The sequence below is a fragment of the Klebsiella sp. Shm-1 genome (assembly GCF_040804525.1).
GTDB classification, from domain to species: Bacteria; Pseudomonadota; Gammaproteobacteria; order Enterobacterales; family Enterobacteriaceae; genus Klebsiella; species Klebsiella pneumoniae.
The window spans coordinates 3,169,150-3,192,610 of sequence record NZ_CP161823.1 but is presented as its reverse complement, the minus strand read 5'-3'; the positions used below and the strand labels follow the sequence as shown (position 1 = coordinate 3,192,610).

22 protein-coding genes are annotated in these 23,461 nt (G+C 58.9%); 18 read left to right on the top strand and 4 right to left on the bottom strand.

What is annotated here, in order from left to right; genetic code table 11:
• Positions 1-107 precede the first annotated feature (107 nt).
• The gene (gene mdtH, locus AB1E37_RS15785) at positions 108-1,316 is read right to left on the bottom strand and encodes a multidrug efflux MFS transporter MdtH (RefSeq protein WP_002899096.1); all 1,209 of its coding nucleotides are present in this window, start codon (positions 1,314-1,316) and stop codon (positions 108-110) included.
• Positions 1,317-1,545: 229 nt separating this feature from the next.
• Between mdtH and rimJ the strand changes: the two genes are divergently transcribed.
• From rimJ to murJ, 4 genes are all read left to right on the top strand, one after another.
• Positions 1,546-2,130, top strand: coding sequence for a ribosomal protein S5-alanine N-acetyltransferase (gene rimJ, locus AB1E37_RS15780; RefSeq protein WP_002899099.1), 585 nt, complete (start codon positions 1,546-1,548; stop codon positions 2,128-2,130).
• Positions 2,131-2,139: 9 nt separating this feature from the next.
• On the top strand, positions 2,140-2,793 hold the full coding sequence (locus tag AB1E37_RS15775; protein WP_004179323.1) for a YceH family protein: 654 nt from the start codon (positions 2,140-2,142) through the stop codon (positions 2,791-2,793).
• 15 nt (positions 2,794-2,808) lie between these two features.
• Positions 2,809-3,720, top strand: a complete 912-nt coding sequence (locus AB1E37_RS15770; protein WP_164996062.1) for a Gfo/Idh/MocA family protein — start codon at positions 2,809-2,811, stop codon at positions 3,718-3,720.
• Between the two features lie 111 nt (positions 3,721-3,831).
• Positions 3,832-5,367 carry a murein biosynthesis integral membrane protein MurJ gene (gene murJ, locus AB1E37_RS15765; protein WP_002899104.1) on the top strand — a complete coding sequence of 512 codons (1,536 nt, stop codon included), beginning with the start codon at positions 3,832-3,834 and terminating at the stop codon, positions 5,365-5,367.
• A 59-nt stretch (positions 5,368-5,426) separates the two neighbouring features.
• On the opposite strand, the gene AB1E37_RS15760 is transcribed toward murJ, so the two are convergent.
• Complete coding sequence (locus tag AB1E37_RS15760; protein WP_004176581.1) at positions 5,427-6,641, bottom strand: MFS transporter; 1,215 nt, start codon at positions 6,639-6,641, stop codon at positions 5,427-5,429.
• Between the two features lie 16 nt (positions 6,642-6,657).
• On the opposite strand from AB1E37_RS15760, the gene AB1E37_RS15755 reads away from it, so the two are divergent.
• A complete protein-coding gene (locus AB1E37_RS15755) occupies positions 6,658-7,686 on the top strand; it encodes a LysR family transcriptional regulator (protein ID WP_014907853.1) in 1,029 nt (342 codons plus the stop codon).
• A gap of 38 nt (positions 7,687-7,724) precedes the next feature.
• Here the strand turns inward: AB1E37_RS15755 and rne are convergent, their stop codons facing one another.
• Positions 7,725-10,958, bottom strand: a complete 3,234-nt coding sequence (gene rne / locus AB1E37_RS15750) for a ribonuclease E (RefSeq protein WP_025368281.1) — start codon at positions 10,956-10,958, stop codon at positions 7,725-7,727.
• A 699-nt stretch (positions 10,959-11,657) separates the two neighbouring features.
• On the opposite strand from rne, the gene rluC reads away from it, so the two are divergent.
• Positions 11,658-12,611 (top strand): 23S rRNA pseudouridine(955/2504/2580) synthase RluC, encoded by a 954-nt coding sequence (rluC, locus tag AB1E37_RS15745; RefSeq protein ID WP_002899271.1) that lies wholly within the window; start codon positions 11,658-11,660, stop codon positions 12,609-12,611.
• Between the two features lie 37 nt (positions 12,612-12,648).
• On the opposite strand, the gene AB1E37_RS15740 is transcribed toward rluC, so the two are convergent.
• Positions 12,649-13,233: a nucleoside triphosphate pyrophosphatase gene (locus tag AB1E37_RS15740; protein WP_002899273.1), complete on the bottom strand. Its 585-nt coding sequence runs from the start codon at positions 13,231-13,233 to the stop codon at positions 12,649-12,651.
• A gap of 141 nt (positions 13,234-13,374) precedes the next feature.
• Here AB1E37_RS15740 and yceD point away from each other — a divergent pair, with 141 nt between their 5' ends.
• The 12 genes from yceD (at position 13,375) to holB (ending at position 23,455) form a co-directional block, all read left to right on the top strand.
• Positions 13,375-13,896 (top strand): 23S rRNA accumulation protein YceD, encoded by a 522-nt coding sequence (yceD, locus tag AB1E37_RS15735; protein WP_032447470.1) that lies wholly within the window; start codon positions 13,375-13,377, stop codon positions 13,894-13,896.
• 16 nt (positions 13,897-13,912) lie between these two features.
• On the top strand, positions 13,913-14,086 hold the full coding sequence (gene rpmF, locus AB1E37_RS15730) for a 50S ribosomal protein L32 (RefSeq protein ID WP_000290724.1): 174 nt from the start codon (positions 13,913-13,915) through the stop codon (positions 14,084-14,086).
• 203 nt (positions 14,087-14,289) lie between these two features.
• On the top strand, positions 14,290-15,387 hold the full coding sequence (gene plsX / locus AB1E37_RS15725) for a phosphate acyltransferase PlsX (RefSeq protein WP_004224085.1): 1,098 nt from the start codon (positions 14,290-14,292) through the stop codon (positions 15,385-15,387).
• Between the two features lie 53 nt (positions 15,388-15,440).
• A complete protein-coding gene (locus AB1E37_RS15720) occupies positions 15,441-16,394 on the top strand; it encodes a beta-ketoacyl-ACP synthase III (protein WP_002899288.1) in 954 nt (317 codons plus the stop codon).
• A 15-nt stretch (positions 16,395-16,409) separates the two neighbouring features.
• Positions 16,410-17,339, top strand: coding sequence for an ACP S-malonyltransferase (gene fabD / locus AB1E37_RS15715; RefSeq protein WP_002899289.1), 930 nt, complete (start codon positions 16,410-16,412; stop codon positions 17,337-17,339).
• Between the two features lie 12 nt (positions 17,340-17,351).
• Positions 17,352-18,086: a 3-oxoacyl-ACP reductase FabG gene (gene fabG / locus AB1E37_RS15710; protein WP_002899294.1), complete on the top strand. Its 735-nt coding sequence runs from the start codon at positions 17,352-17,354 to the stop codon at positions 18,084-18,086.
• 210 nt (positions 18,087-18,296) lie between these two features.
• Entirely contained in the window at positions 18,297-18,533 is a 237-nt protein-coding gene (gene acpP, locus AB1E37_RS15705; protein ID WP_000103754.1) for an acyl carrier protein, read from the top strand.
• Positions 18,534-18,622: 89 nt separating this feature from the next.
• Positions 18,623-19,864 (top strand): beta-ketoacyl-ACP synthase II, encoded by a 1,242-nt coding sequence (gene fabF, locus AB1E37_RS15700; protein ID WP_004224089.1) that lies wholly within the window; start codon positions 18,623-18,625, stop codon positions 19,862-19,864.
• Positions 19,865-19,989: 125 nt separating this feature from the next.
• Positions 19,990-20,799, top strand: a complete 810-nt coding sequence (gene pabC, locus AB1E37_RS15695) for an aminodeoxychorismate lyase (protein WP_004224090.1) — start codon at positions 19,990-19,992, stop codon at positions 20,797-20,799.
• A 1-nt stretch (position 20,800) separates the two neighbouring features.
• Positions 20,801-21,823 carry a cell division protein YceG gene (gene yceG, locus AB1E37_RS15690; RefSeq protein ID WP_004176577.1) on the top strand — a complete coding sequence of 341 codons (1,023 nt, stop codon included), beginning with the start codon at positions 20,801-20,803 and terminating at the stop codon, positions 21,821-21,823.
• Positions 21,813-22,454 carry a dTMP kinase gene (tmk, locus tag AB1E37_RS15685; protein ID WP_002900674.1) on the top strand — a complete coding sequence of 214 codons (642 nt, stop codon included), beginning with the start codon at positions 21,813-21,815 and terminating at the stop codon, positions 22,452-22,454. Before yceG ends, tmk begins: the two co-directional genes overlap by 11 nt.
• Positions 22,451-23,455, top strand: coding sequence for a DNA polymerase III subunit delta' (gene holB, locus AB1E37_RS15680; RefSeq protein ID WP_032447471.1), 1,005 nt, complete (start codon positions 22,451-22,453; stop codon positions 23,453-23,455). Before tmk ends, holB begins: the two co-directional genes overlap by 4 nt.
• Positions 23,456-23,461: the final 6 nt, after the last annotated feature.

Below are 23,461 nucleotides of genomic sequence, written 5' to 3'. Positions count from 1 at the left end.
CCTCAAGCTCATACCTTCCTTCATCCTGACACAAAGCATCATGACCTGTCAGCACCCATCGCGCCAGCAGAATAGGCTGAAAGCAGGAGAAACCGCCGCCGCGCGCATCAGGTGCGCGGCTCCAGCATACCGGAGGCAGAGCGTTTCGGACTGAATTGCCACCATAGCGCCAGGAAGGTGATAACCCCGATGGCGCCGAGCATCAGCCACGGCAGTTCGGGCTGGCCGACGGCTTTCCCGGCATCAAACAGCCAGCCGCCGCCCGCGTAACCCAGCGCGCCGCCGAAGGCGAGCCCCAGACGGCTGAAACCCATATAGCTGCCACGCGCCCGGGCGTCCGCCAGCGAAGCGCCCAGCGTCTCGCGGGCGGGTTCGGCAATGATAGAGCCGATGTAAAACAGGCAAATCAGGGTAAACAGCTGCTGTAAACTGCTGGTCATCCCGATGGGGAGCATGGCCAGGGTCATCACCAGCAGACCGGCCATCAGCCGGTGCTCAAGGCGGAAGCGTTTTTCGCTCCAACGGGCAATAGGATAGAGCAGGGTGAGCGAAATGGTGGCTTCGATGGCGTACATCCATTTCACGGCGGCCGGCGAGCCGGCGATGTCATTCACCATGATCGGCAGCATCAGCATCACCTGCACCGCCAGCATATAATAGCCGGTCAGCGTCAGGACATAGGTGACGAAGCGTTTGTCCCGCAGCACCCGGCCCAGACCCTCGCGAATCGGCGTTTTCACCGTCGAGAGCTTCCATGCCGGCAGATACCAGGCGTTAAACGCGGCGCAGGCGATAAACAGCGCGGCGCCGGCGCTGCACACCAGGCGAAAATCATACTGCAGCAGCCAGCTGCCCAGCAGCGCGCCAATCACCGCGCCGGCGCTATCCTGCATCATCAGGATGGAGAAAAAGCGGCCGCGCTGATGCGGACGCACCAGCTTAACCACCAGCGCCGCCCGCGGCGGATCGAACAGTGTACCGCCGAGTCCGGAGAGTATGCACGAGAACCACAGCACCCACGGCTCATGGGCGACGGCCATCGCCGCGAAACCGCCGGCACGCATCAGCATACCGGTGACGATCATCGGTTTCGCGCCGAAGCGGTCGGCGATGGCGCCGCCAAAGATGCCTAATCCCTGCTGTACCAGCTGGCGCAGGCCGAGCGCAATGCCGACCATCAGCGCTGCCCAGCCCATCTGATCGACAAAGCGGATGGAAATCAGCGGAAAAACGACAAAAAAGCCCAGCACGACCAGCATGTTATCGACTAACAGGAAATATTTACCCAGGCTCCTTGCCTGCGAGACGCGGGACATTTCCCCTCCAGGGAAAAATAGAGATAAGCGAGGATATTCTGCGGGCAATCTGCTGCTTTTCCCAGCACCCTTGCGACAATATTTTTTTATCAAAAAGCAAGATCGATTGAGCCTATTCATCGAAAAGAGGAGATGGCGCAGAAAATGGTATGTTGCTGTTTTCACACTATCGTGCAGGAAAGGTATAGTGATGAAAGCAAGAGTGAAGTCAGGGGGACTGAAAAAGGAAATGTTTGGCTATCGCAGTAACGTGCCGAAGGTGCGTTTGACGACGGACCGGCTGGTGGTGCGCCTGGTTCACGATCGTGACGCCTGGCGTCTGGCCGATTATTACGCCGAAAATAAAGCGTTCTTAAAACCCTGGGAGCCGGTTCGTGACGACAGCCACTGCTATCCCTCCGGATGGCAGGCGCGTCTGTCGATGATCGCTGAGTTTCATAAGCAGGGGTCAGCTTTTTATTTCGCGCTGCTCGACCCTGAGGAAAAAGAGATCATCGGTGTGGCGAATTTCTCCAACGTGGTGCGCGGATCTTTCCATGCCTGTTATCTTGGCTATTCCATTGGCGAGAAGTGGCAGGGGCAGGGGCTGATGTTTGAAGCGCTGACGTCGGCGATTCGCTATATGCAGCGCACGCAGCATATTCATCGCATTATGGCCAACTACATGCCGCATAATCAGCGCAGCGGCGCGCTGCTGGCGCGGTTGGGGTTTGAAAAAGAGGGTTACGCCAAAGATTATCTGCTGATTGACGGGCAGTGGCGTGACCATGTACTGACGGCGCTAACGACGCCGGACTGGTCTGCGGGACGTTAAGGAGAGAGGATGAAATATCAGTTAACTGCGCATGAAGCGCGCGTCATTGGCTGCCTGCTGGAAAAGCAGGTCACCACCCCCGAGCAGTATCCGCTGTCGGTAAATGCCGTGGTGACCGCCTGCAATCAGAAAACCAACCGCGAGCCAGTGATGTCGCTGAGCGAAAGCGAGGTCCAGGCCCTGCTGGATACGCTGGTGAAACGGCACTATCTGCGCACGGTCAGCGGATTCGGTAATCGCGTCACCAAGTATGAACAGCGCTTTTGCAACTCCGAATTTGGCGATCTGAAGCTTAGCGCCGGCGAGGTTGCGGTGGTCACGACGCTGCTGCTGCGCGGTGCTCAGACGCCGGGCGAACTACGCAGCCGGGCGCAGCGGATGTATGAGTTCAGCGATATGGCGGAAGTGGAAAGCGTGCTGGAAGGGCTGACGACGCGCGAAGATGGCCCCTTCGTCGCCCGGCTGCCCCGGGAGCCGGGAAAACGGGAAAGCCGCTATATGCATCTGTTTTGCGACGATATGGACACGCTGATCACCACAGTGGAAGCTCTCGCGCCGCTGGACGATGACGGCGATCTGCGCGCCAGGGTTGAAGCGCTGGAGGGCGAGGTGGCGGAGCTGAAAGCGCGCCTCGATTCGCTGTTACACCATCTGGGAGACTAAAACGTGGGGACAAGATTGCGCATTGGGGTGGTCGGCTTAGGCAGCATTGCGCAGAAAGCGTGGCTGCCGGTGCTGGGGGCGGCGGAAAGCTGGACGCTGCAGGCGGCCTGGTCGCCGGGTAAAGAGAAGGCGCTGCGGATCTGCGAAACCTGGCGGATGCCATACGCTGATTCCCTCGATGCCCTGGCGGCACAGTGCGATGCGGTCTTTGTCCATACCTCGACGGCTTCACATTATGAAGTAGTGAATCACTTACTGAATGCCGGGGTTCATGTTTGTGTGGATAAACCATTGGCGGACAAGCTGAGTGAGGCGGAGACGCTGGTCGAGCTGGCGGCGCGACGTCGACTGACGTTGATGGTCGGTTTCAATCGCCGCTTCGCGCCGCTCTATCGGGAGCTGAAGGGGCGGCTGGGCGAGGCGGCCTCGCTGCGGATGGATAAACATCGTAGCGATAGCGTCGGCAACGATCTGCGCTTTACGCTGCTTGATGACTATCTGCACGTGGTGGATACCGCGCTATGGCTGGCCGACGGTCAGGCACGTCTGCGCGGCGGCGCGCTGAAGATCACCCCGCAGGGCGAAATGCTCTATGCCGAACATCAGTTCAGTTCGCCCCGGCTGCAGGTCACCACCAGCATGCATCGTCGCGCAGGCAGCCAGCGCGAGTGGGTGCAGGCGGTCACGGATGGCGGGTTATATGCCGTCAGCGAGATGCGCGAATGGCAGGAGGAGTGCGGTCATGGCGTGGTCCAGCGCCCGGTTGCCGGCTGGCAAACCACCCTTGAGCAGCGCGGCTTTGTCGGCTGCGCGCGCCATTTTATCGAATGCGTGCAAAATCAGACAGTTCCTGAAACTGCAGGCGAACAGGCGCTGCTGGCTCAGCGGATCGTTGAGAAACTGTGGCGCGGCGCCATTAGCGAATAATCCATTGTAACAACTGACAGTAGTAATTCATGTTGAACCCGGTAGACTATCGCCACTTTCCAGCGCCCGCATTTGCGGGCGTTTTACTCCAGGGTTTGGAATAACAGCGTAATGAACCTTTTAAAATCACTGGCGGCAGTCAGTTCGATGACCATGTTTTCGCGCGTGCTGGGCTTTGCCCGCGATGCGATTGTGGCGCGTATTTTTGGCGCCGGGATGGCGACCGATGCCTTTTTTGTCGCCTTCAAACTGCCTAACCTGCTGCGGCGTATTTTTGCCGAAGGCGCCTTCTCACAGGCGTTTGTGCCGATCCTTGCCGAATATAAAAGCAAGCAGGGCGAAGATGCCACCCGCGTGTTTGTCTCATACGTCTCCGGGCTGCTGACCCTGGCCCTGGCTATCGTTACCGTTATCGGGATGCTGGCGGCGCCGTGGGTAATCACCATTACTGCGCCCGGCTTTGCCGATACCGCCGATAAGTTTGCGCTAACCACCCAGCTGCTGCGTATTACCTTTCCCTATATTTTGCTGATCTCCCTGGCTTCGCTGGTGGGGGCGATCCTCAATACCTGGAACCGCTTCTCGGTGCCGGCCTTTGCGCCGACGTTCCTCAACGTCAGTATGATTGGCTTTGCGCTGTTTGCCGCGCCATATTTCCATCCGCCGGTGCTGGCGCTGGCCTGGGCGGTGACGGTCGGCGGCGTGCTGCAGCTGGCTTACCAGCTGCCGCATCTGAAGAAGATTGGCATGCTGGTCCTGCCGCGAATTAATCTGAAAGATGCCGGCGCGATGCGGGTGGTGAAGCAGATGGGGCCGGCGATCCTTGGCGTGTCGGTAAGCCAGATCTCCCTTATCATCAATACCATTTTCGCCTCATTCCTCGTGTCGGGCTCGGTGTCGTGGATGTATTATGCCGACCGCCTGATGGAGTTTCCCTCCGGCGTGCTGGGCGTGGCGCTCGGCACTATCCTGCTGCCATCGCTGTCAAAAAGCTTCGCCAGCGGTAACCATGACGAGTATTGCCGGCTGATGGACTGGGGACTGCGTCTCTGTTTTCTGCTGGCGCTGCCGAGCGCGGTGGCGCTGGGGATCCTCGCCAAACCGCTAACCGTGGCTCTGTTCCAGTACGGCAAATTCAGCGCCTTTGACGCGGCGATGACCCAGCGCGCGCTGGTGGCTTATTCCGTAGGGCTGATGGGCCTTATCGTGGTGAAAGTTCTGGCGCCGGGCTTCTATTCCCGTCAGGACATCAAGACCCCGGTCAAGATTGCTATTATCACCCTGATTATGACCCAGGTAATGAACCTGGCGTTTATCGGCCCGCTGAAGCATGCGGGTCTGTCGCTGTCCATCGGCCTGGCGGCCTGCCTGAACGCCGCGCTGCTCTACTGGCAGCTGCGTAAACAGAAAATTTTCACCCCGCAGCCAGGCTGGTTGGCCTTCCTGCTGCGTCTGATTATTGCAGTGCTGGTTATGGCCGCGGCGCTGCTGGGCGTCATGCATCTCATGCCTGAGTGGTCGCTGGGGACGATGCCGTTCCGTCTGATGCGTTTGCTGGCGGTGGTTATCGCCGGGGTGGTAGCCTATTTCGCCACGCTGCTGGTGCTGGGCTTCCGCGTGAAAGAGTTTGTCCGTCGCACGGCGTAGGCGTAAGCAGTTGTGTGGGTAGAAAAACCCCGCTTCGCCGCAGGCGAAGCGGGGTTTTTTTATGATGCGCTGCGTTCGGCAGCGAGGATGCGGGCATTCTCCAGCAGACGGATCGCCAGGGCTAGCGCGCCAGTGATCACTGCCAGCGTGACCACTCCGTTCCAGCCGGCCAGCACGTACAGCTTACTGCCCAGCACCGACCCCAGCGACATCCCGATAAACACCACGGTGAACAGCAGGGCGTTGAGGCGGCCGCGGGCCTGTGGCTCAAGGCCATATACCAGGTTCTGATGCGCCACCAGGCTTGACTGCAGGCCAAGGTCAAAGCCAATCGCCGACAGGGCAATCAGCGCCAACTGAGCGTGCACTGGCAGCAGCGGCAGCATAAACATCAGGGCAAAGGAGAGGGTGACCAGCGCCGCACCCATCTGTGTCACCTTACCGGCGCCAAATTTATCGGCCAGACCGCCGGCAAGCGGCGCGGCCAGCGCCCCGGCGGCCCCGGCGATACCGAAACCGCCCGCTACTGCGCTGCCCATGTGATAGTGTTCGGAGAGCATCACCGCCAGCGTCGACCAGAAGGCGCTAAAAGCGATGGAGAGCGCGCCCTGAGCTAGCGCGGCGCGGCGTAATGCCGGGTAACGCTGCCACAGATGCGCCATCGAGGCCATCAGCTGCGGATAGCTCAGCGTCGAGTGCACAGCGAAGCGCGGCAGGACGCGCCACATTACCAGGCCAATCAGCGCGACGCTGACCGCCGCCGCCTGATACATCACCCGCCAGCCGAATACGGCGCCCACCACGCCGCTGACCGTCCGGGAGAGCAGGATCCCCAGCAGCAGCCCGGTCATCACCGTGCCCACCATTTTTCCCTGCTTGCCCGCCGGGGCGAGGATCGCCGCCGCCGGGACGATATCCTGCGCCATGGTCGCCGCCATACCGATCAGCAGACTGACCACCAGCAGTGAGCTGAGCTGGCCGGTGAGGCTGCACAGGAGCAGCAGGAGCGCCAGCAGCGCGCTTTTCACCAGGATCAGCCGGCGGCGATCGTGGCGGTCGCCGAGCGGGAGCAGGAACAGAATGCCGAGCGCATAACCCGCCTGCGTCAGGGTAGGGACCAGACCCATACCTTCTACAGTCAGGTGGAGATTGGCGCCCATCAACGGCAGCAGCGGCTGCGCGTAGTAAATAGAGGCGACGCTAAAGCCGGCGCCGAGTGCGAGAATGAAGATAATCCAGCCTGCGTCGCGGGTGGAAAGGGAAGTCGGTGTCATGTTCAATGCCTCATAGATGCGATGGGGCTATTTTTCCCTGAATGCGGCTGGCGCGGTAGCTGGGCTGGTGGTAAAACGGTTATACGTAGCACGTATAGGCAAAAGAAAAATGAAAAGACAAGAGCGTATAGACCGCATTGAGCTGATGCGCACCTATATCCGCATCGTAGAGGCCGGATCGCTCTCCGCCGCCGCAGGGCAGATGGACACTACCCAGGCGACCGTCAGCCGCCGCCTGCAGTCCCTTGAAGGGCTGCTGGGGGTTAAGCTGATCCTGCGCACCACCCATGCGATGAAGCTCACTGACGATGGCGAACGCTGTTATCGTCACGCCCGTCAGGTGGTGGACGCCTGGCTGGCGCTGGAGGATGACCTGCGTATTGCCGACGATCGGCCGGTGGGCGTTCTGCGAGTGCGGGCGCCCCACGCGTTTGGCCAGCAGCAACTGCTGGCGCCGCTGGTGGCATTTCTACAGCGCCATCCGCAGCTGTCGGTGGAGTGGATGCTAAACGATAATACCGTCGACTTCCTCAGCGATAATATCGACTGCGCTATTCGCGTGGGGGCGGAGGTGGATCCAGCAACGGTATCCGTACTGCTGGCGGAAGTGCCGCGCTGCGTAGTGGCTTCTCCTGAGCTGCTGGCGAAGTATCCGCCGTTAACCTCGCTGGAGGCGTTATCGGGCCTGCCATGGATCGCCATTAATACCTTTTATCAGCATGAGGTACGGCTCAGGCATCAGGCAAGCGGGCAGATTGTCTCTACAGCGATTACTCCCTGTCTGAGCACTGACAGTCTTTACGTCGCGCGCAACACCGCGCTGGCGGGGCTGGGGGTGGCGATGGTGTCCAGCTGGACGGTCGTGGAGGATATTGCCGCCGGACGGCTGATTGAGCTGTTCCCGCAGTGGCGACCCGCCTCGCTGCCGGTTCATCTGGTTTATCCCTGGGCGCGCTATTACCCGACACGCCTGCGTAAGTTCCTCGACCTGATGCGGGAGATCATGCCGGATCTCGCCGGGATGCAGCGTCCGCAAAGCGCATAAAAAAACCGGCCGAAGGCCGGTTTTTTTATTAAGCACGCTTACTCGACGGGCTGTGGGCGAGTCGGTTCAGCGGTGGCTTTATGGGTCGCGCTATGACCACCGGCGGCGCCTTTACCTTCAAAGGCGAACGGCGGGCGCACCCAGGTGCTGTGACGCGGTGCTTCCGGGACATAGTCCGGAGCTGGCGCACGGGTCATTGGCGCGGTGGCATGGCGATGACCCGCCACTACGACCGGCTTGCTCACCGGGGGCTCGGCTTTGACCGGTTCGGCAGGGGCCGCTTCGGTCACTGGCGCTTGCTCCACGGTTTCTGCGACCGGGGCGATAGTTTCCACTGGCGCTGCAACGACAGGCGTCGTTTCCACCGCTTCAGGTTCTACCACCACCGGCTCGGCGTCGAGCGTCACTGGCGCGATAGCCTGAGGCGCTTCGACAGCCGGTGCTTCGGTGACCGGCTCCTGAGGCGCTGGCTCGACGGCTGCTGGCGCGACAACTTCCGCAGCATCAACGACCAGCGGCTCGGCGGCCGCTACCGGCTCAACGACTACCGGCTCAGCGGTTACTGGTTCCATGGTAGCCGGCTCGACGGTGACCGGCGCAGCGGTAACGGTTTCAACGACGGCAACCGGGGCCGCTACGGCCTCGACAGTTTTCGCGACGCTGGCGTCCTGAACCTGAACCTCTTCCGGCTGCTGATCCTGCGGACGAACCACCGGGTAGCGGATCCAGACTTTACCGGAAGCCATCTCCGGCGATGCGCAGGCTACGGTCAGCGGCATAGGCGACTGGGTCGGATAGCGTTCGTCACGATAGCGACGACGACGCTGACCGCTGACGCGCAGGTGACGCGGGGAGCGACGTGAGCGACGCGGCATACCGTTCGCTTCACGGGATTCGCCATTTTCGTCCTGGTCCGCAACGCTCTCCACCCCTGCCGGCAGCTCGGCTTTCACCGGCTCGCTTTGCGGAGCGATAACTTCAGCCACTACGGCTTCTGGCACGATCTCGGCAACTGGCTCGACGACAGCGGACTCAACGCGCACTTTCTGTGCCAGCTGGCGCGGTTTACGACGCGGCAGAGTTTGTACACGCTCTTCCTGCTCCGTCTCCTGCACAACCGGCTCTTCGCGAGTCTGCGCTTTGGCTTCCTGCTGCGCCTGACGTTTGTCGTCATTGCGGCGGCGGGTGCGTTCGCGGCGCGGCTGCTGCTCGTCACGGGATTTCGCTTTCTCCGCGTCGTCGCCTGAGGTTTGGCGAACATCACGGGCTTCCACGTTCTGCGACGGCTTCTCGCGACGGTTGCGACGGTTCTCTTCACGCGATTCGCGCGGTTCACGGCCCTCGGCATTGTCCGCACGGGTGTCGCGATTGTCACGGTTATCGCGGTTGTCACGATTGTCGCGGTTATCACGGCGGTCGTTGCGGTCGCGGCGGTTGTTGGCGCGCGGTTTACGACGCTCCTGCTGACGCTCCGGTTTTTCTTCCGCTTTCTTCTCGACCTGAACTTCAGCCGGTTTGGCCTCTTCGGCGCCAGAGAAGATATTCTTCAGCGCGCTGAAGAAGCGTGAGAGCAGGCCAGGCTGCGCCGGTGCGGCGGCCGCGACCGGTGCCGCTGCGGCGACAGGCGCGGCGGCAGGCTCTTCGAGCATCGGGGCTGGCGGCGCATCTGGCATGACAAAAGCGGCCAGGGCCGGCTGTTCCGGACGTTTCCGCTCCGCCGGCTCATCGTCGCCTGGCAGCGCCATCTCTTCTTCATGCAGCTTCGGCAGCAGATAGCTCAGCGTTGAGGTTTCTTCACCTTTGCGCACGCGCAGGACGGAGTAGTGCGGCGTTTGCATTTCGTCGTTTGGCACGATAATAACGCGCACATCGCCCTGACGGGATTCGATAGCGCTCACTGCGGCACGTTTTTCGTTCAGCAGATAGGAGGCGATCGGTACCGGAACAATGGCGTGGACTTCTTTGGTATTCTCTTTCAGCGCTTCTTCTTCGATCAGACGCAGAATAGAGAGCGACAGCGATTCGTTATCACGCACGGTGCCGGTGCCGGAGCAGCGCGGGCAGACGTGGTGGCTGGACTCGCCCAGCGACGGGCTCAGGCGCTGACGGGACATCTCCAGCAGGCCGAAGCGCGAAATATGGCTGATCTGAATGCGCGCCCGGTCCTGACGGACGGCTTCGCGCAGACGATTCTCCACGGCGCGCTGGTGGCGAACCGGGGTCATATCGATGAAGTCGATAACGATCAGGCCGCCGAGGTCGCGCAGACGCAGCTGGCGGGCAATTTCGTCAGCCGCTTCGAGGTTGGTATTGAAGGCTGTCTCTTCGATATCGCCGCCGCGGGTGGCGCGGGCGGAGTTGATATCGATCGCGGTCAGCGCTTCGGTGCTATCGATAACGATAGACCCGCCGGAAGGCAGGCGCACTTCGCGCTGGAAGGCGGACTCAATTTGCGATTCGATCTGATAATGGCTGAACAGCGGGATTTCACCGGTGTACAGTTTGATTTTGCTGCTGAAATCCGGACGACCCAGCGCGGCGATATGCTGGCGCGCCAGCTCAAGCACTTTCGGGTTATCGATCAGGATTTCGCCGATGTCCTGGCGCAGGTAGTCACGGAAGGCGCGGACAATGACGTTGCTTTCCTGGTGGATCAGGAACGGCGCCGGACGGCTTTCCGCGGCTTTCTGAATCGCTTCCCAGTGCTTCAGGCGGAAGCTCAGGTCCCACTGCAGGGCTTCGGCGGATTTGCCGACGCCAGCGGTGCGAACGATCAGGCCCATGCCGTCCGGAAGCTCCAGGCTCGCCAGCGCTTCTTTCAGTTCGGTACGGTCGTCGCCCTCGATACGGCGGGAAATTCCCCCGGCGCGCGGGTTGTTCGGCATCAGTACCAGATAGCTGCCCGCCAGGCTGATAAAGGTGGTGAGCGCAGCGCCTTTGTTGCCGCGTTCTTCTTTATCAATCTGCACGATAACTTCCTGACCTTCCCGCAGTACGTCTTTGATATTAGGACGACCATGCGCATTGTAGTTGGCGGGGAAGTATTCGCGGGCGATTTCTTTGAGGGGGAGGAAACCATGACGCTCGGCGCCGTAATCAACAAACGCGGCTTCAAGGCTGGGTTCAATGCGGGTGATTTTGCCTTTGTAGATGTTCGCTTTTTTCTGTTCGTGCCCGGGGCTTTCGATATCCAGGTCGTACAGGCGCTGCCCATCAACAAGGGCGACGCGCAACTCTTCCTGCTGAGTTGCGTTGATTAACATTCTTTTCATCGTAACTTACTCATTATTCTTACATTGACGACTAAGCTGCGGGCAGAGTAATGCCTTTCCGGGGGAAAACCGATGGCCTCGTGTCTGGTTCACGTCGCCAACCTCACGGTTGTCGCGCGCTTAAGAGGCGCAGAGTGTCGGTCGCCTGTGTTTCAAACGGAAACACAGCGCAATTATTCAGGGGAACAGCCTGGGATGTATCACCAGAGAATATTCCATTTATACTCGTCGTCTTTCGCGTTGCAGGCATGGTGGCTTAACCTGCTCACCTCGATCTGGCGATCCAGATGAGCTCCCGGGAGTCCCGGAGTTGACGCCTTCCTGCGACTTGAAATCCATAGAGCCTGTACCGGTAAGGACTGCAACCCGCAGCCCGCTAACTGTCTGAAAGATCACAACGTCTTACGCCATTGCTGCGTGGGCGATCGGTCAGACAAAATTGGTCATTCCGCTAATGTCTTGTTCTAACAAGATGCAATACGGAAAACGGTCTCATTATTCCATTGCTAACCTTGTTATAGCAAGTTGACTTTCACCTTTTATCACCCGGTTACTCACAGTTTTATCACCTGCCCATACAGATTGTTCTAATAACAAACAAAATGGCGGTCAGGTAAACCGTGAAAACAGGATAATGATAAATATAAGCATATAAAAATGAGTGGCGCTAATGCGTCCGGCTATTTAGAATCGCGCACCATGAAAACTGAGACCCCAACCGTAAAAATGGTTGCCATTGCTGCTGATGAAGCGGGGCAACGTATCGACAACTTTTTGCGTACGCAATTGAAAGGCGTACCGAAGAGCATGATTTATCGCATCCTGCGTAAAGGCGAGGTGCGGGTAAACAAAAAGCGCGTGAAGCCGGAGTATAAGCTGGAAGCGGGCGATGAAGTCCGTATCCCGCCGGTACGCGTGGCGGAGCGTGAAGAAGAGGCGGTATCGCCGCACCTGCAGAAAGTGGCCGCGCTCTCTGAGGTGATCCTCTATGAAGACGATCATATTCTGGTGCTCAATAAGCCTTCTGGTACCGCGGTACACGGCGGCAGCGGCCTGAGCTTCGGCGTGATTGAAGGGCTGCGCGCCCTGCGCCCGGAGGCGCGCTTCCTTGAGCTGGTGCATCGTCTCGACCGGGATACCTCCGGCGTGCTGCTGGTGGCGAAAAAGCGCTCAGCGCTGCGTTCGCTGCACGAGCAACTGCGCGATAAAGGCATGCAGAAAGATTATCTGGCGCTGGTGCGCGGCCAGTGGCAGTCGCATACCAAAGTGGTCCAGGCCCCGCTGTTGAAGAATATTCTGCAGAGCGGGGAGCGCATCGTTCGCGTGAGTCAGGAAGGCAAGCCGTCGGAGACGCGCTTTAAAGTGGAAGAGCGTTACGAATTCGCCACGCTGGTGCGCTGCAGCCCGGTCACCGGCCGCACGCATCAGATCCGCGTTCATACCCAGTATGCCGGCCATCCTATCGCTTTTGACGACCGCTATGGCGACCGCGAGTTCGACAAGCAGCTGTCCGCTACCGGCTTAAACCGCCTGTTCCTGCACGCGGCGGCGCTGAAGTTTACCCACCCGGGGAGCGGGGAGGTGATGCGCGTTGAGGCGCCGCTGGACAACCAGCTGAAGCACTGTTTACAGGTGCTACGGAAGAGCAAATAAGCGCAACGGCGGAATCAGTTCCGCCGTTTTTTTTGCCTCAGCCTAACAGCGGGTTGTAGTTTTCACGGCGCAACATCTGACAGAGCGCGATTAAGGGTAAACCGACCAGGGTGTTCGGGTCGCGGCCTTCCAGCCGTTCGAACAGCGTAATGCCCAACCCTTCGCTCTTGAAACTCCCGGCGCACTGCAGCGGGTTCTCTTTGCGCACATAGCCTTCTATCTCTTTATCACTGAGATGGCGAAAGTGAACGTCAAAGGGTTCGCATTCGGTTTGCAGATGGCCGCTGGCAGAGTTGTACAGCGCCAGTCCGGTATAAAAGGTAATGATTGACCCGCTGGCCTTTCTTAACTGCCTGCGGGCATTTTCCTCGGTGTGCGGTTTGCCGGTGATTTCACCGTCCAGTACGCAAACCTGATCGGAGCCTATAATAAGGTGATTAGGGAAGCGTGTGGCCAGACTTTGCGCTTTGGCCTGCGCCAGTCGGGTGACAAGCTGACGTGCGGATTCATCAGGCCGGGGCGTTTCGTCGACGTCAGGCGCGGCACATTCAAACGGTAAACCCAGTTTTTCCAGCAGCATGCGCCGCCAGGGAGAGGTTGACGCGAGGATAAGATCAGACATATTTTTTCATCCACATATAGCGCTTCGCAGAGCATCATCTTAAACTATGCGCCGCAATGTGTGCGAATAAATGGCAAAAGGCAACCTGAGGCTGCCTTTTTCTTTGACTCTATGACATTACAAAGTTAATATGCGCGCCCTATGCAAAAGGTAAAATTACCCCTGACTCTTGATCCGGTACGCACGGCTCAAAAACGCCTTGATTACGAAGGCATCTATGCCCGCGATCAGGTTGAACGTGTAACCGATTCTGTAGTCAGCGTGGACAGCGATGTGGAATGCAGCATGTCGTTCGCTATCGATAACCAGCGTCTCGCCGTTATTACTGGCGATGTAAAGGTAACGGTAACTCTCGAATGCCAGCGTTGCGGGAAACCGTTCTCCCATCACGTCCACACCACGTATTGTTTTAGCCCCGTCAGAAATGACGAACAGGCCGAAGCACTACCGGAAGCGTATGAGCCGATTGAGGTTAACGAATTCGGTGAAATCGACCTGCAGGCAATGGTCGAGGATGAAATTATCCTCTCCCTGCCCGTAGTTCCGGTGCATGATTCTGAACACTGTGAAGTGTCCGACGCGGACATGGTCTTTGGCGAACTGCCTGAAGAGGCACAAAAACCAAACCCATTTGCCGTATTAGCCAGCTTAAAGCGTAAGTAATTGAGGAGTAAGGTCCATGGCCGTACAACAGAATAAACCAACCCGTTCCAAACGTGGCATGCGTCGTTCCCATGACGCGCTGACCGCAGTCACCAGCCTGTCTGTAGACAAAACTTCTGGTGAGAAACACCTGCGTCACCACATCACTGCCGACGGTTTCTACCGCGGTCGCAAGGTTATCGCTAAGTAATCACGCGATACTCGCAGGATTTCCCGTTGCAGGCCATGGCGGGCGTGTGCGTCCCTGGAAACTCGGTTAACCCGGTCGCTGGGGGCATTTATGCCCGGATTGTTGCGTCTGCAGCGTGAATATTCGCGGGTGCCAGCGTGATGAAGCTTAGTGAGGACTCCCCGGGCAACTGGGGAATCACCGAACCGGGCAGCGACGATACCTTGACACGTCTAACCCTGGCGTTAGATGTCATGGGGGGCGATTTCGGCCCATCCGTGACGGTGCCTGCAGCACTGCAGGCACTGAACTCTAATTCGCAACTCACACTTCTTTTAGTCGGCGATCCCGACGCCATCACGCCATTACTCGCCAAAGCTGACTTCGAACAACGTTCGCGTCTGCAGATTATTCCTGCGCAGTCAGTTATTGCCAGTGATGCGCGACCCGCGCAGGCTATCCGCAGCAGTCGCGGAAGCTCAATGCGCGTGGCGCTGGAGCTTGTGAAAGAAGGGCGGGCGCAAGCCTGCGTCAGCGCTGGCAACACCGGCGCGCTGATGGGTCTGGCGAAACTGCTGCTCAAACCGATCGAAGGTATTGAGCGGCCGGCGCTGGTGACGGTTTTACCGCACCAGCAGAAGGGCAAAACCGTGGTGCTGGATCTCGGCGCCAACGTCGATTGCGACAGCACGATGCTGGTGCAGTTCGCGGTAATGGGCGCGGTGCTGGCGGAAGAAGTGGTCGGCATTGCCAACCCCCGCGTCGCTTTGTTGAACATCGGCGAAGAAGAGATGAAAGGCCTCGGCAGCATCCGCGATGCTGCCGCAGTGCTCAAAACGCTGCCTTCCCTCAACTACATCGGCTATCTTGAAGCCAATGAACTGTTGACCGGAAAAACCGATGTGCTGGTTTGTGATGGATTCACGGGCAACGTCACATTAAAAACCATGGAAGGTGTTGTCAGAATGTTCCTTTCACTGCTGAAATCTCAGGGAGAGGGCAAAAAACGGTCGTGGTGGCTGCTGTTACTAAAACGTTGGTTACAAAAAAGCCTGGCGAGGCGATTCAGTCACCTCAACCCCGACCAGTATAATGGCGCCTGTCTGTTAGGATTGCGCGGTTCCGTGATCAAGAGTCATGGTGCTGCCAATCAACGCGCCTTTAGCGTCGCGATAGAGCAGGCAGTGCAGGCGGTGCAGCGGCAGATCCCTCAGCGGATCGCCGCGCGCCTGGAATCTTTATACCCAGCTGGTTTCGAGCTGCCGGAAAGCGACAGTGACGTGAACGCCCGACAGCAAAGCGGGACGAATGGCCACGATTGACGCCGCGGCGGTTGAACGAGGCGGGTATATCACCCAAGAGTGACTGAGCGTACATGTATACGAAGATTATTGGTACCGGCAGCTATCTGCCCGAGCAAGTGCGTACAAACGCCGACCTGGAAAAAATGGTAGAAACCTCTGACGAGTGGATTGTCACCCGCACAGGTATCCGTGAGCGTCGTATTGCCGCAGCGCATGAAACAGTTGCTACGATGGGCTTTGAAGCCGCAAAGCAGGCGCTGGCGATGGCGGGCGTGTCCGCGGAGCAAATTGGTCTGATTATCGTTGCGACCACCTCCGGCACGCACGCGTTTCCGAGTTCTGCATGCCAGATCCAGTCAATGCTGGGCGTTAAGGGTTGCCCGGCGTTTGATGTCGCCGCCGCCTGCGCCGGTTTCACCTATGCGCTAAGCGTCGCCGATCAGTATGTGAAGAACGGCGCGGTAGATTATGCGCTGGTTGTTGGCGCCGATGTGCTGGCGCGCACCTGCGATCCGGCGGATCGCGGAACGATTATTATTTTCGGCGACGGCGCCGGCGCGGTTGTGCTGGGCGCCTCCGAAGAGCCGGGCATTATCTCGACGCATCTGCATGCCGACGGCAGCTATGGCGAACTGCTGACCCTGCCGAACGCCGATCGCGTCGATCCGGAAAACCCGATCTATCTGACGATGGCCGGCAACGAAGTCTTCAAAGTGGCGGTCACCGAGCTGGCGCACATCGTTGATGAGACGCTGGCAGCGAATAATCTTGAACGTTCAGCGCTGGACTGGCTGGTGCCGCATCAGGCTAACCTGCGTATTATCAGCGCGACGGCGAAGAAACTGGGTATGTCGATGGATAACGTCGTTGTGACCCTCGACCGCCATGGCAACACCTCCGCGGCGTCAGTCCCTTGCGCGCTGGATGAGGCCGTCCGCGATGGCCGTATTCAGCGCGGTCAGCTGATTTTGCTGGAAGCCTTTGGTGGCGGTTTCACCTGGGGTTCCGCGCTGGTTCGTTTTTAGTATAAGGATTTAAACATGACGCAATTCGCATTTGTGTTCCCGGGGCAGGGCTCTCAGGCCGTAGGCATGCTGGCCGAAATGGCTGCCGCTTGGCCGGTCATTGAAGAGACCTTCGGTGAAGCTTCCGCAGCGTTGGGTTACGATCTGTGGGCGCTGACGCAACAGGGCCCGGCAGAAGAACTGAATAAGACCTGGCAGACTCAACCGGCGCTGCTCGCCGCCTCCGTGGCGCTGTACCGCGTCTGGCAACAGCAGGGCGGCAAAGCGCCAGCGCTGCTGGCGGGTCACAGCCTCGGCGAATACTCCGCGCTGGTATGCGCGGGCGTTATCGGTTTCGCTGATGCCGTTCGCCTGGTTGAGCTGCGTGGTAAATTCATGCAGGAAGCCGTACCGGAAGGTACCGGCGCCATGTCCGCGATTATCGGTCTGGACGACGCCGCTATCGCCAAAGCCTGTGAAGAGTCTGCCGAAGGGCAGGTGGTCTCTCCGGTGAACTACAATTCTCCGGGCCAGGTGGTTATCGCCGGGCACAAAGAGGCCGTTGAACGTGCGGGCGCCGCCTGTAAAGCCGCCGGCGCCAAACGCGCGCTGCCGCTGCCGGTGAGCGTGCCGTCCCACTGCGCGCTGATGAAGCCAGCCGCAGAAAAACTGGCGGTAGAGCTGCAGAAGATCACCTTCAACGCGCCGACGATTCCGGTGGTGAATAACGTCGACGTGAAGTGCGAAACCGCGCCGGACGCCATTCGCGACGCGCTGGTGCGCCAGCTGTACAGCCCGGTGCAGTGGACCAAAACCGTTGAGTTTATGGCTGCCGAGGGCGTATCGCATCTGTATGAGGTTGGCCCGGGTAAAGTCCTCACCGGCCTGACCAAACGTATTGTTGACACCCTGACCGCTTCCGCGCTTAACGAGCCGGCGGCGATGTCTGCGGCGCTTGAGCAATAAAAGAGGAAAACCATGAGTTTTGAAGGAAAAATCGCGCTGGTTACCGGTGCAAGCCGCGGTATTGGCCGTGCCATCGCTGAAACGCTCGTCGCCCGTGGCGCGAAAGTTATAGGTACTGCGACCAGCGAAAGCGGCGCGCAGGCGATCAGCGACTATTTAGGCGCCAATGGTAAAGGTCTGATGTTGAATGTGACCGACCCGGCATCTATTGAATCTGTTCTGGAAAATGTGCGCGCAGAGTTTGGCGAAGTGGATATCCTGGTGAATAATGCCGGGATCACTCGCGACAATCTGTTAATGCGCATGAAAGATGACGAGTGGAACGATATTATCGAAACCAACCTGTCATCGGTTTTCCGTCTGTCAAAAGCGGTAATGCGCGCTATGATGAAAAAGCGTCATGGACGTATTATCACTATCGGTTCTGTGGTTGGTACCATGGGAAATGCGGGTCAGGCCAACTACGCCGCGGCGAAAGCGGGTCTGATCGGCTTCAGTAAATCACTGGCGCGTGAAGTTGCGTCCCGCGGTATTACTGTAAACGTTGTTGCTCCGGGCTTTATTGAAACGGACATGACGCGTGCGCTGACCGATGAGCAGCGTGCGGGTACGCTGGCGGCAGTTCCTGCGGGGCGCCTTGGCACCCCAAATGAAATCGCCAGCGCGGTTGCATTTTTAGCCTCTGACGAAGCAAGTTACATCACTGGTGAAACGCTGCACGTCAACGGCGGAATGTACATGGTCTGACCGAGATTTGTGCAAAACGTTCAGGAACCGCGCACTTCGCACGGTTCTCTGTGCGGTTTTGTGCGAAAAGATTTGCGTTCTTAGGGCAAACGGCCTCAAAATAGCGCAAAATCGTGGTAAGACCTGCCGGGATTTAGTTGCAAATTTTTCAACATTTTATACACTACGAAAACCATCGCGAAAGCGAGTTTTGATAGGAAATTTAAGAGTATGAGCACTATCGAAGAACGCGTTAAGAAAATTATCGGCGAGCAGCTGGGCGTTAAGCAGGAAGAAGTTACCAACAATGCTTCCTTCGTTGAAGACCTGGGCGCTGATTCTCTTGACACCGTTGAGCTGGTAATGGCTCTGGAAGAAGAGTTTGATACTGAGATTCCGGACGAAGAAGCTGAGAAAATCACCACCGTTCAGGCTGCCATTGATTACATCAACGGCCACCAGGCGTAAGTGAACATCTCCAGGCGGTCATTCGACCGCCTGAGTTTTATCTTTTTTTTGTCCCACAAGAATCTATTTTCCCTCCCTGGAGGACAAACGTGTCTAAGCGTCGTGTAGTTGTGACCGGACTGGGCATGTTGTCTCCTGTCGGCAATACCGTAGAGTCTACCTGGAAAGCTCTCCTTGCCGGTCAGAGTGGCATCAGCCTGATCGACCATTTCGATACTAGCGCCTATGCAACGAAATTTGCTGGCTTAGTAAAGGATTTTAACTGTGATGACATTATCTCGCGCAAAGAACAGCGCAAGATGGATGCCTTCATTCAATATGGAATTGTCGCTGGCGTTCAGGCCATGCAGGATTCTGGCCTTGAAGTGACGGAAGAGAATGCAACCCGTATTGGCGCCGCTATCGGCTCCGGTATTGGCGGTCTCGGCTTGATCGAAGAAAACCACAGTTCGCTGGTTAACGGCGGACCGCGCAAGATCAGCCCATTCTTCGTTCCTTCCACAATTGTTAACATGGTGGCCGGACATCTGACCATCATGTTTGGTCTGCGTGGGCCAAGTATCTCTATCGCGACCGCGTGTACTTCAGGCGTGCACAACATCGGCCAGGCCGCGCGCATCATCGCCTATGGCGATGCCGATGCGATGGTGGCAGGCGGCGCGGAAAAAGCCAGCACCCCGCTTGGCGTGGGCGGCTTCGGCGCGGCGCGTGCGCTCTCCACGCGCAATGACAACCCGCAGGCGGCGAGCCGTCCGTGGGATAAAGATCGTGACGGCTTCGTGCTGGGCGACGGCGCGGGTATGGTGGTGCTGGAAGAGTACGAGCATGCCAAAAAACGCGGCGCCAAAATCTACGCCGAGATCGTTGGCTTCGGCATGAGCAGCGATGCTTACCACATGACGTCACCGCCGGAAGATGGCGCGGGCGCCGCGCTGGCAATGGTGAATGCTATTCGCGATGCGGGCATCGAACCAAGCCAGATCGGCTACGTCAACGCCCACGGCACCTCGACGCCGGCCGGCGATAAAGCGGAAGCGCAGGCGGTTAAGTCTGTCTTCGGTGATGCGGCGAGCCGCGTACTGGTGAGCTCTACCAAATCCATGACCGGCCATCTGCTGGGTGCGGCAGGGGCGGTAGAGTCGATTTACTCTATCCTGGCGCTGCGCGATCAGGCGGTTCCGCCGACGATCAACCTCGACAACCCGGATGAAGGCTGCGACCTCGACTTCGTTCCACACGAAGCGCGTCAGGTTTCCGGTATGGAGTACACCCTGTGCAACTCCTTCGGCTTTGGCGGCACTAACGGTTCGCTGATCTTCAAAAAAGTGTGACAGGGCTTGCCCCGGCACTGCTTTAACAAAAGGCCCGTTCGTCGGGCCTTTTTTATTCAGCTTTCTCCCCTTGTTCTCTGCTCTGGGTCCTGACACACTGACCGACCAGTGAAAAGGAGTCCTTTATGTTCTTGATAAACGGCGTTGTACAGGACACGTTGGCAGCGAACGATCGCGCCATCCAGTTTGGCGACGGCTGTTTTACCACCGCCCGCATCCAGCAAGGGCAGGTTGCGCTACTGGACGCCCATCTGCAGCGTTTACAGACAACCTGTGAAAAATTACATATCCCATTTAACGACTGGCTGACGCTGAGCGAAGAGATGCAGCGTCTGGCTCGGCCGCACGCGCAGGGCGTGCTCAAGGTGACTCTCACCCGCGGCGTTGGGGGAAGGGGATACAGTGCGGCGGGCTGCGTGTCGCCCACTCGCATTCTCAGCTTCTCTCCATACCCGGCGCATTATGCGCGCTGGCGGGAGGAGGGCATTACTCTGACCCAGAGTCCGGTGCCCCTGGGGCGCAACTCCTGGCTTGCCGGCCTGAAGCACCTTAATCGCCTTGAGCAGGTACTGATCCGCTCTCATCTTGAGCAGACGGACGCCGATGAGGCGCTGGTCCTTGACAGTGACGGGTGGCTTACGGAATGCTGTGCCGCGAATTTATTCTGGCGTCAGGGACGTGATGTATTTACTCCGCGACTCGATTATGCCGGGGTCAACGGCATTATGCGGCAGCGCTGTATCACGCAGCTGGCACCATCGACGTTTCGCGTTGTCGAAGTGACAGCGCGTCCCGAGACGTTGCGGGAGGCCGATGAAGTGCTGATCTGCAATGCGCTGATGCCGCTGGTGCCGGTTCGCCGCTGGGAGGAGACCACCTGGTCCTCGCGTGAGCTTTACCATTTTTTAGCCCCTTTGTGTGAGCTGTCTGGTTAGTATGAAGAAAATGTTACGTTTTATCCTGTTGCTGGTCGTGCTGTTGGGCATCGCCGCGGCGGCAGGCATGTGGAAGGTACGCCAGCTGGCGGACAGCAAGCTGCTGATTAAGGAAGAGACCATCTTTACCCTCGAAGCCGGCACCGGCCGGCTGGCGCTGGGCCAGGATCTCTATCGCGAGAAGGTGATCAATCGCCCGCGCGTTTTCCAGTGGCTGCTACGGGTGGAACCTGAGCTGTCTCACTTCAAGGCCGGGACCTATCGCTTCACGCCGCAAATGACGGTGCGCGAGATGTTGCAGCTGCTGGCCAGCGGCAAAGAGGCGCAGTTTCCGCTGCGCTTTGTCGAAGGCATGCGCGTCAGCGACTACCTGCGCCAGCTGCGCGATGCCCCGTACGTGAAGCACACGCTTGAAGACGATAGCTACGCGACGGTGGCTAAGGCATTAGGTCTTGAGCATGCCGACTGGGTAGAGGGCTGGTTCTGGCCGGATACCTGGATGTACACCGCCAACACCAGCGATATCGCCATCCTCAAGCGCGCGCATCAGAAAATGGTCGCCGAAGTGGCGAAGGTCTGGGAAGGACGGATGGAGAATCTGCCCTATGCCGATCAGAACCAGCTGTTGACCATGGCCTCGATTATTGAAAAAGAGACCGCGGTAGCGGAAGAGCGCGACCGCGTCGCGTCGGTATTTATCAACCGCCTGCGCATCGGTATGCGCTTGCAGACCGATCCGACCGTAATCTACGGGATGGGCGAAGGATATACTGGTAAGTTAACGCGTAAGGATCTCGAGACGCCGACCGCATACAATACTTATACCATCAGCGGTTTGCCGCCGGGCCCTATCGCGGTGCCGGGCGAGGCCTCGCTGAAGGCGGCCGCCCATCCGGCGAAAACGCCATATCTTTATTTCGTCGCCGACGGGAAAGGGGGCCATACGTTTACCACAAACCTGGTCAGTCATAACCGTGCGGTGCAGGATTATCTGAAAGTACTTAAGGAAAAAAATGCGCAGTAACTATATCGTCATCGAGGGGCTGGAGGGCGCCGGGAAGACCACCGCACGTCAACTGGTGGTGGAGACGCTGCAGTCGGCGGGTATTCACGATATGGTGTTTACCCGCGAGCCGGGGGGCACAATCCTTGCCGAAAAACTGCGTAGCCTGGTGCTGGATATCCAGTCCACAGGCGATGAAGTGATTAACGATAAAGCGGAAGTGCTGATGTTTTACGCGGCGCGCGTCCAGTTGGTGGAGACCGTGATTAAGCCCGCGCTGGCCCGCGGCCAGTGGGTGATCGGCGATCGTCACGATCTGTCGACGCAGGCCTATCAGGGCGGCGGCCGGGGAATTGACCGCACGATGCTGGCGACGCTGCGCGACGCGGTACTCGGTGATTTTCGCCCCAATCTGACGCTGTATCTCGACGTCACGCCGGAAGTGGGGCTGCAGCGCGCCCGGGCCCGCGGCGAGCTGGATCGCATTGAGCAGGAGTCCATGAACTTTTTCAACCGTACCCGCGCGCGCTATCTTGAGCTGGCCGCCGCCGATCCTTCTATCCGCACGGTTGACGCAACTCAGCCGCTGGATGCCGTGGCGCGCGACATTCGCGCCACGATCGCCCAGTGGATGGCGGAGCAAGCGGCATGAAATGGCATCCGTGGCTGCGCCCCTCGTTCGAGCAACTGGTCGGTAGCTATCAGGCCGGACGAGGCCACCACGCCTTACTGTTACAGTCCCTGAACGGGATGGGCGGCGAGGCGTTGATTTACGCGCTGTGCCGCTTCCTGATGTGCCGCCAGCCCGAAGGACATAAAAGCTGCGGCCACTGCCATAGCTGTCAGCTGATGCAGGCCGGCACGCACCCCGATTACTATGCGCTCAGCCCCGAGAAGGGCAAGAGTGCGCTGGGTATTGACGCGGTGCGCGATGTCAATGAAAAGCTCTATGAACATGCGCGCCTTGGTGGGGCAAAAGTGGTCTGGATTAGCGATGCTGCCTTGCTGACCGATGCCGCCGCCAACGCGTTGCTGAAAACGCTGGAGGAGCCCCCGGAGAATACCTGGTTCTTCCTCGCCTGCGAGGAGCCGGCGCGTCTGCTGACCACTCTGCGCAGCCGCTGTCGCCTGCATCATCTGGCGCCGCCGTCTGAGCCTTATGCTCTGGCCTGGCTGGAGCGTGAGGTGAGCCTGCCGCAGGAGTCATTGTTGACCGCGTTACGCCTGTGCGCCAGCGCGCCGGCTGCGGCGCTCGAACTGTTACAGGAACCGCTGTGGACGGCGCGGCAGCAGTTGTGTCAGGCGCTGGCGGCTACCCTGGCGAGCGGTGACTGGCTGGCGCTGCTGCCGATACTCAATCATGAACAGGCGGCGGTTCGCCTGCACTGGCTGGCGTCGCTGCTGGTCGATGCGCAAAAACGACAGCAGGGGATTACCCTGGTGAGTAACCCTGACGTCTGGCCGCTGCTGGAGCAGCTGGCGCACAGCCTGCCCGCCGCCCGGCTGCAGGCGATTGCCCATGACGTCTGTACCTGCCGCGAGCAATTGCTCAACGTTGTCGGTGTCAACCGCGAACTGCTGCTTACCGAGCGCCTGCTGCGCTGGGAACATTACCTGCAACCCGGGACGGTTTTACCCGTCTCCCACCTCTGAGTGAGA

Excerpts from the sequence above, each read along its gene's own strand:
- mdtH (WP_002899096.1), bottom strand. The coding sequence starts at position 1,316 with ATGTCCCGCGTCTCGCAGGCAAGGAGCCTGGGTAAATATTTCCTGTTA.
- rimJ (WP_002899099.1), top strand. The coding sequence starts at position 1,546 with ATGTTTGGCTATCGCAGTAACGTGCCGAAGGTGCGTTTGACGACGGAC.
- AB1E37_RS15775 (WP_004179323.1), top strand. The coding sequence starts at position 2,140 with ATGAAATATCAGTTAACTGCGCATGAAGCGCGCGTCATTGGCTGCCTG.
- murJ (WP_002899104.1), top strand. The coding sequence starts at position 3,832 with ATGAACCTTTTAAAATCACTGGCGGCAGTCAGTTCGATGACCATGTTT.
- AB1E37_RS15760 (WP_004176581.1), bottom strand. The coding sequence starts at position 6,641 with ATGACACCGACTTCCCTTTCCACCCGCGACGCAGGCTGGATTATCTTC.
- AB1E37_RS15755 (WP_014907853.1), top strand. The coding sequence starts at position 6,658 with ATGCGATGGGGCTATTTTTCCCTGAATGCGGCTGGCGCGGTAGCTGGG.
- rne (WP_025368281.1), bottom strand. The coding sequence starts at position 10,958 with ATGAAAAGAATGTTAATCAACGCAACTCAGCAGGAAGAGTTGCGCGTC.
- rluC (WP_002899271.1), top strand. The coding sequence starts at position 11,658 with ATGAAAACTGAGACCCCAACCGTAAAAATGGTTGCCATTGCTGCTGAT.
- AB1E37_RS15740 (WP_002899273.1), bottom strand. The coding sequence starts at position 13,233 with ATGTCTGATCTTATCCTCGCGTCAACCTCTCCCTGGCGGCGCATGCTG.
- yceD (WP_032447470.1), top strand. The coding sequence starts at position 13,375 with ATGCAAAAGGTAAAATTACCCCTGACTCTTGATCCGGTACGCACGGCT.
- rpmF (WP_000290724.1), top strand. The coding sequence starts at position 13,913 with ATGGCCGTACAACAGAATAAACCAACCCGTTCCAAACGTGGCATGCGT.
- AB1E37_RS15720 (WP_002899288.1), top strand. The coding sequence starts at position 15,441 with ATGTATACGAAGATTATTGGTACCGGCAGCTATCTGCCCGAGCAAGTG.
- fabD (WP_002899289.1), top strand. The coding sequence starts at position 16,410 with ATGACGCAATTCGCATTTGTGTTCCCGGGGCAGGGCTCTCAGGCCGTA.
- fabG (WP_002899294.1), top strand. The coding sequence starts at position 17,352 with ATGAGTTTTGAAGGAAAAATCGCGCTGGTTACCGGTGCAAGCCGCGGT.
- acpP (WP_000103754.1), top strand. The coding sequence starts at position 18,297 with ATGAGCACTATCGAAGAACGCGTTAAGAAAATTATCGGCGAGCAGCTG.
- pabC (WP_004224090.1), top strand. The coding sequence starts at position 19,990 with ATGTTCTTGATAAACGGCGTTGTACAGGACACGTTGGCAGCGAACGAT.
- yceG (WP_004176577.1), top strand. The coding sequence starts at position 20,801 with ATGAAGAAAATGTTACGTTTTATCCTGTTGCTGGTCGTGCTGTTGGGC.
- tmk (WP_002900674.1), top strand. The coding sequence starts at position 21,813 with ATGCGCAGTAACTATATCGTCATCGAGGGGCTGGAGGGCGCCGGGAAG.
- holB (WP_032447471.1), top strand. The coding sequence starts at position 22,451 with ATGAAATGGCATCCGTGGCTGCGCCCCTCGTTCGAGCAACTGGTCGGT.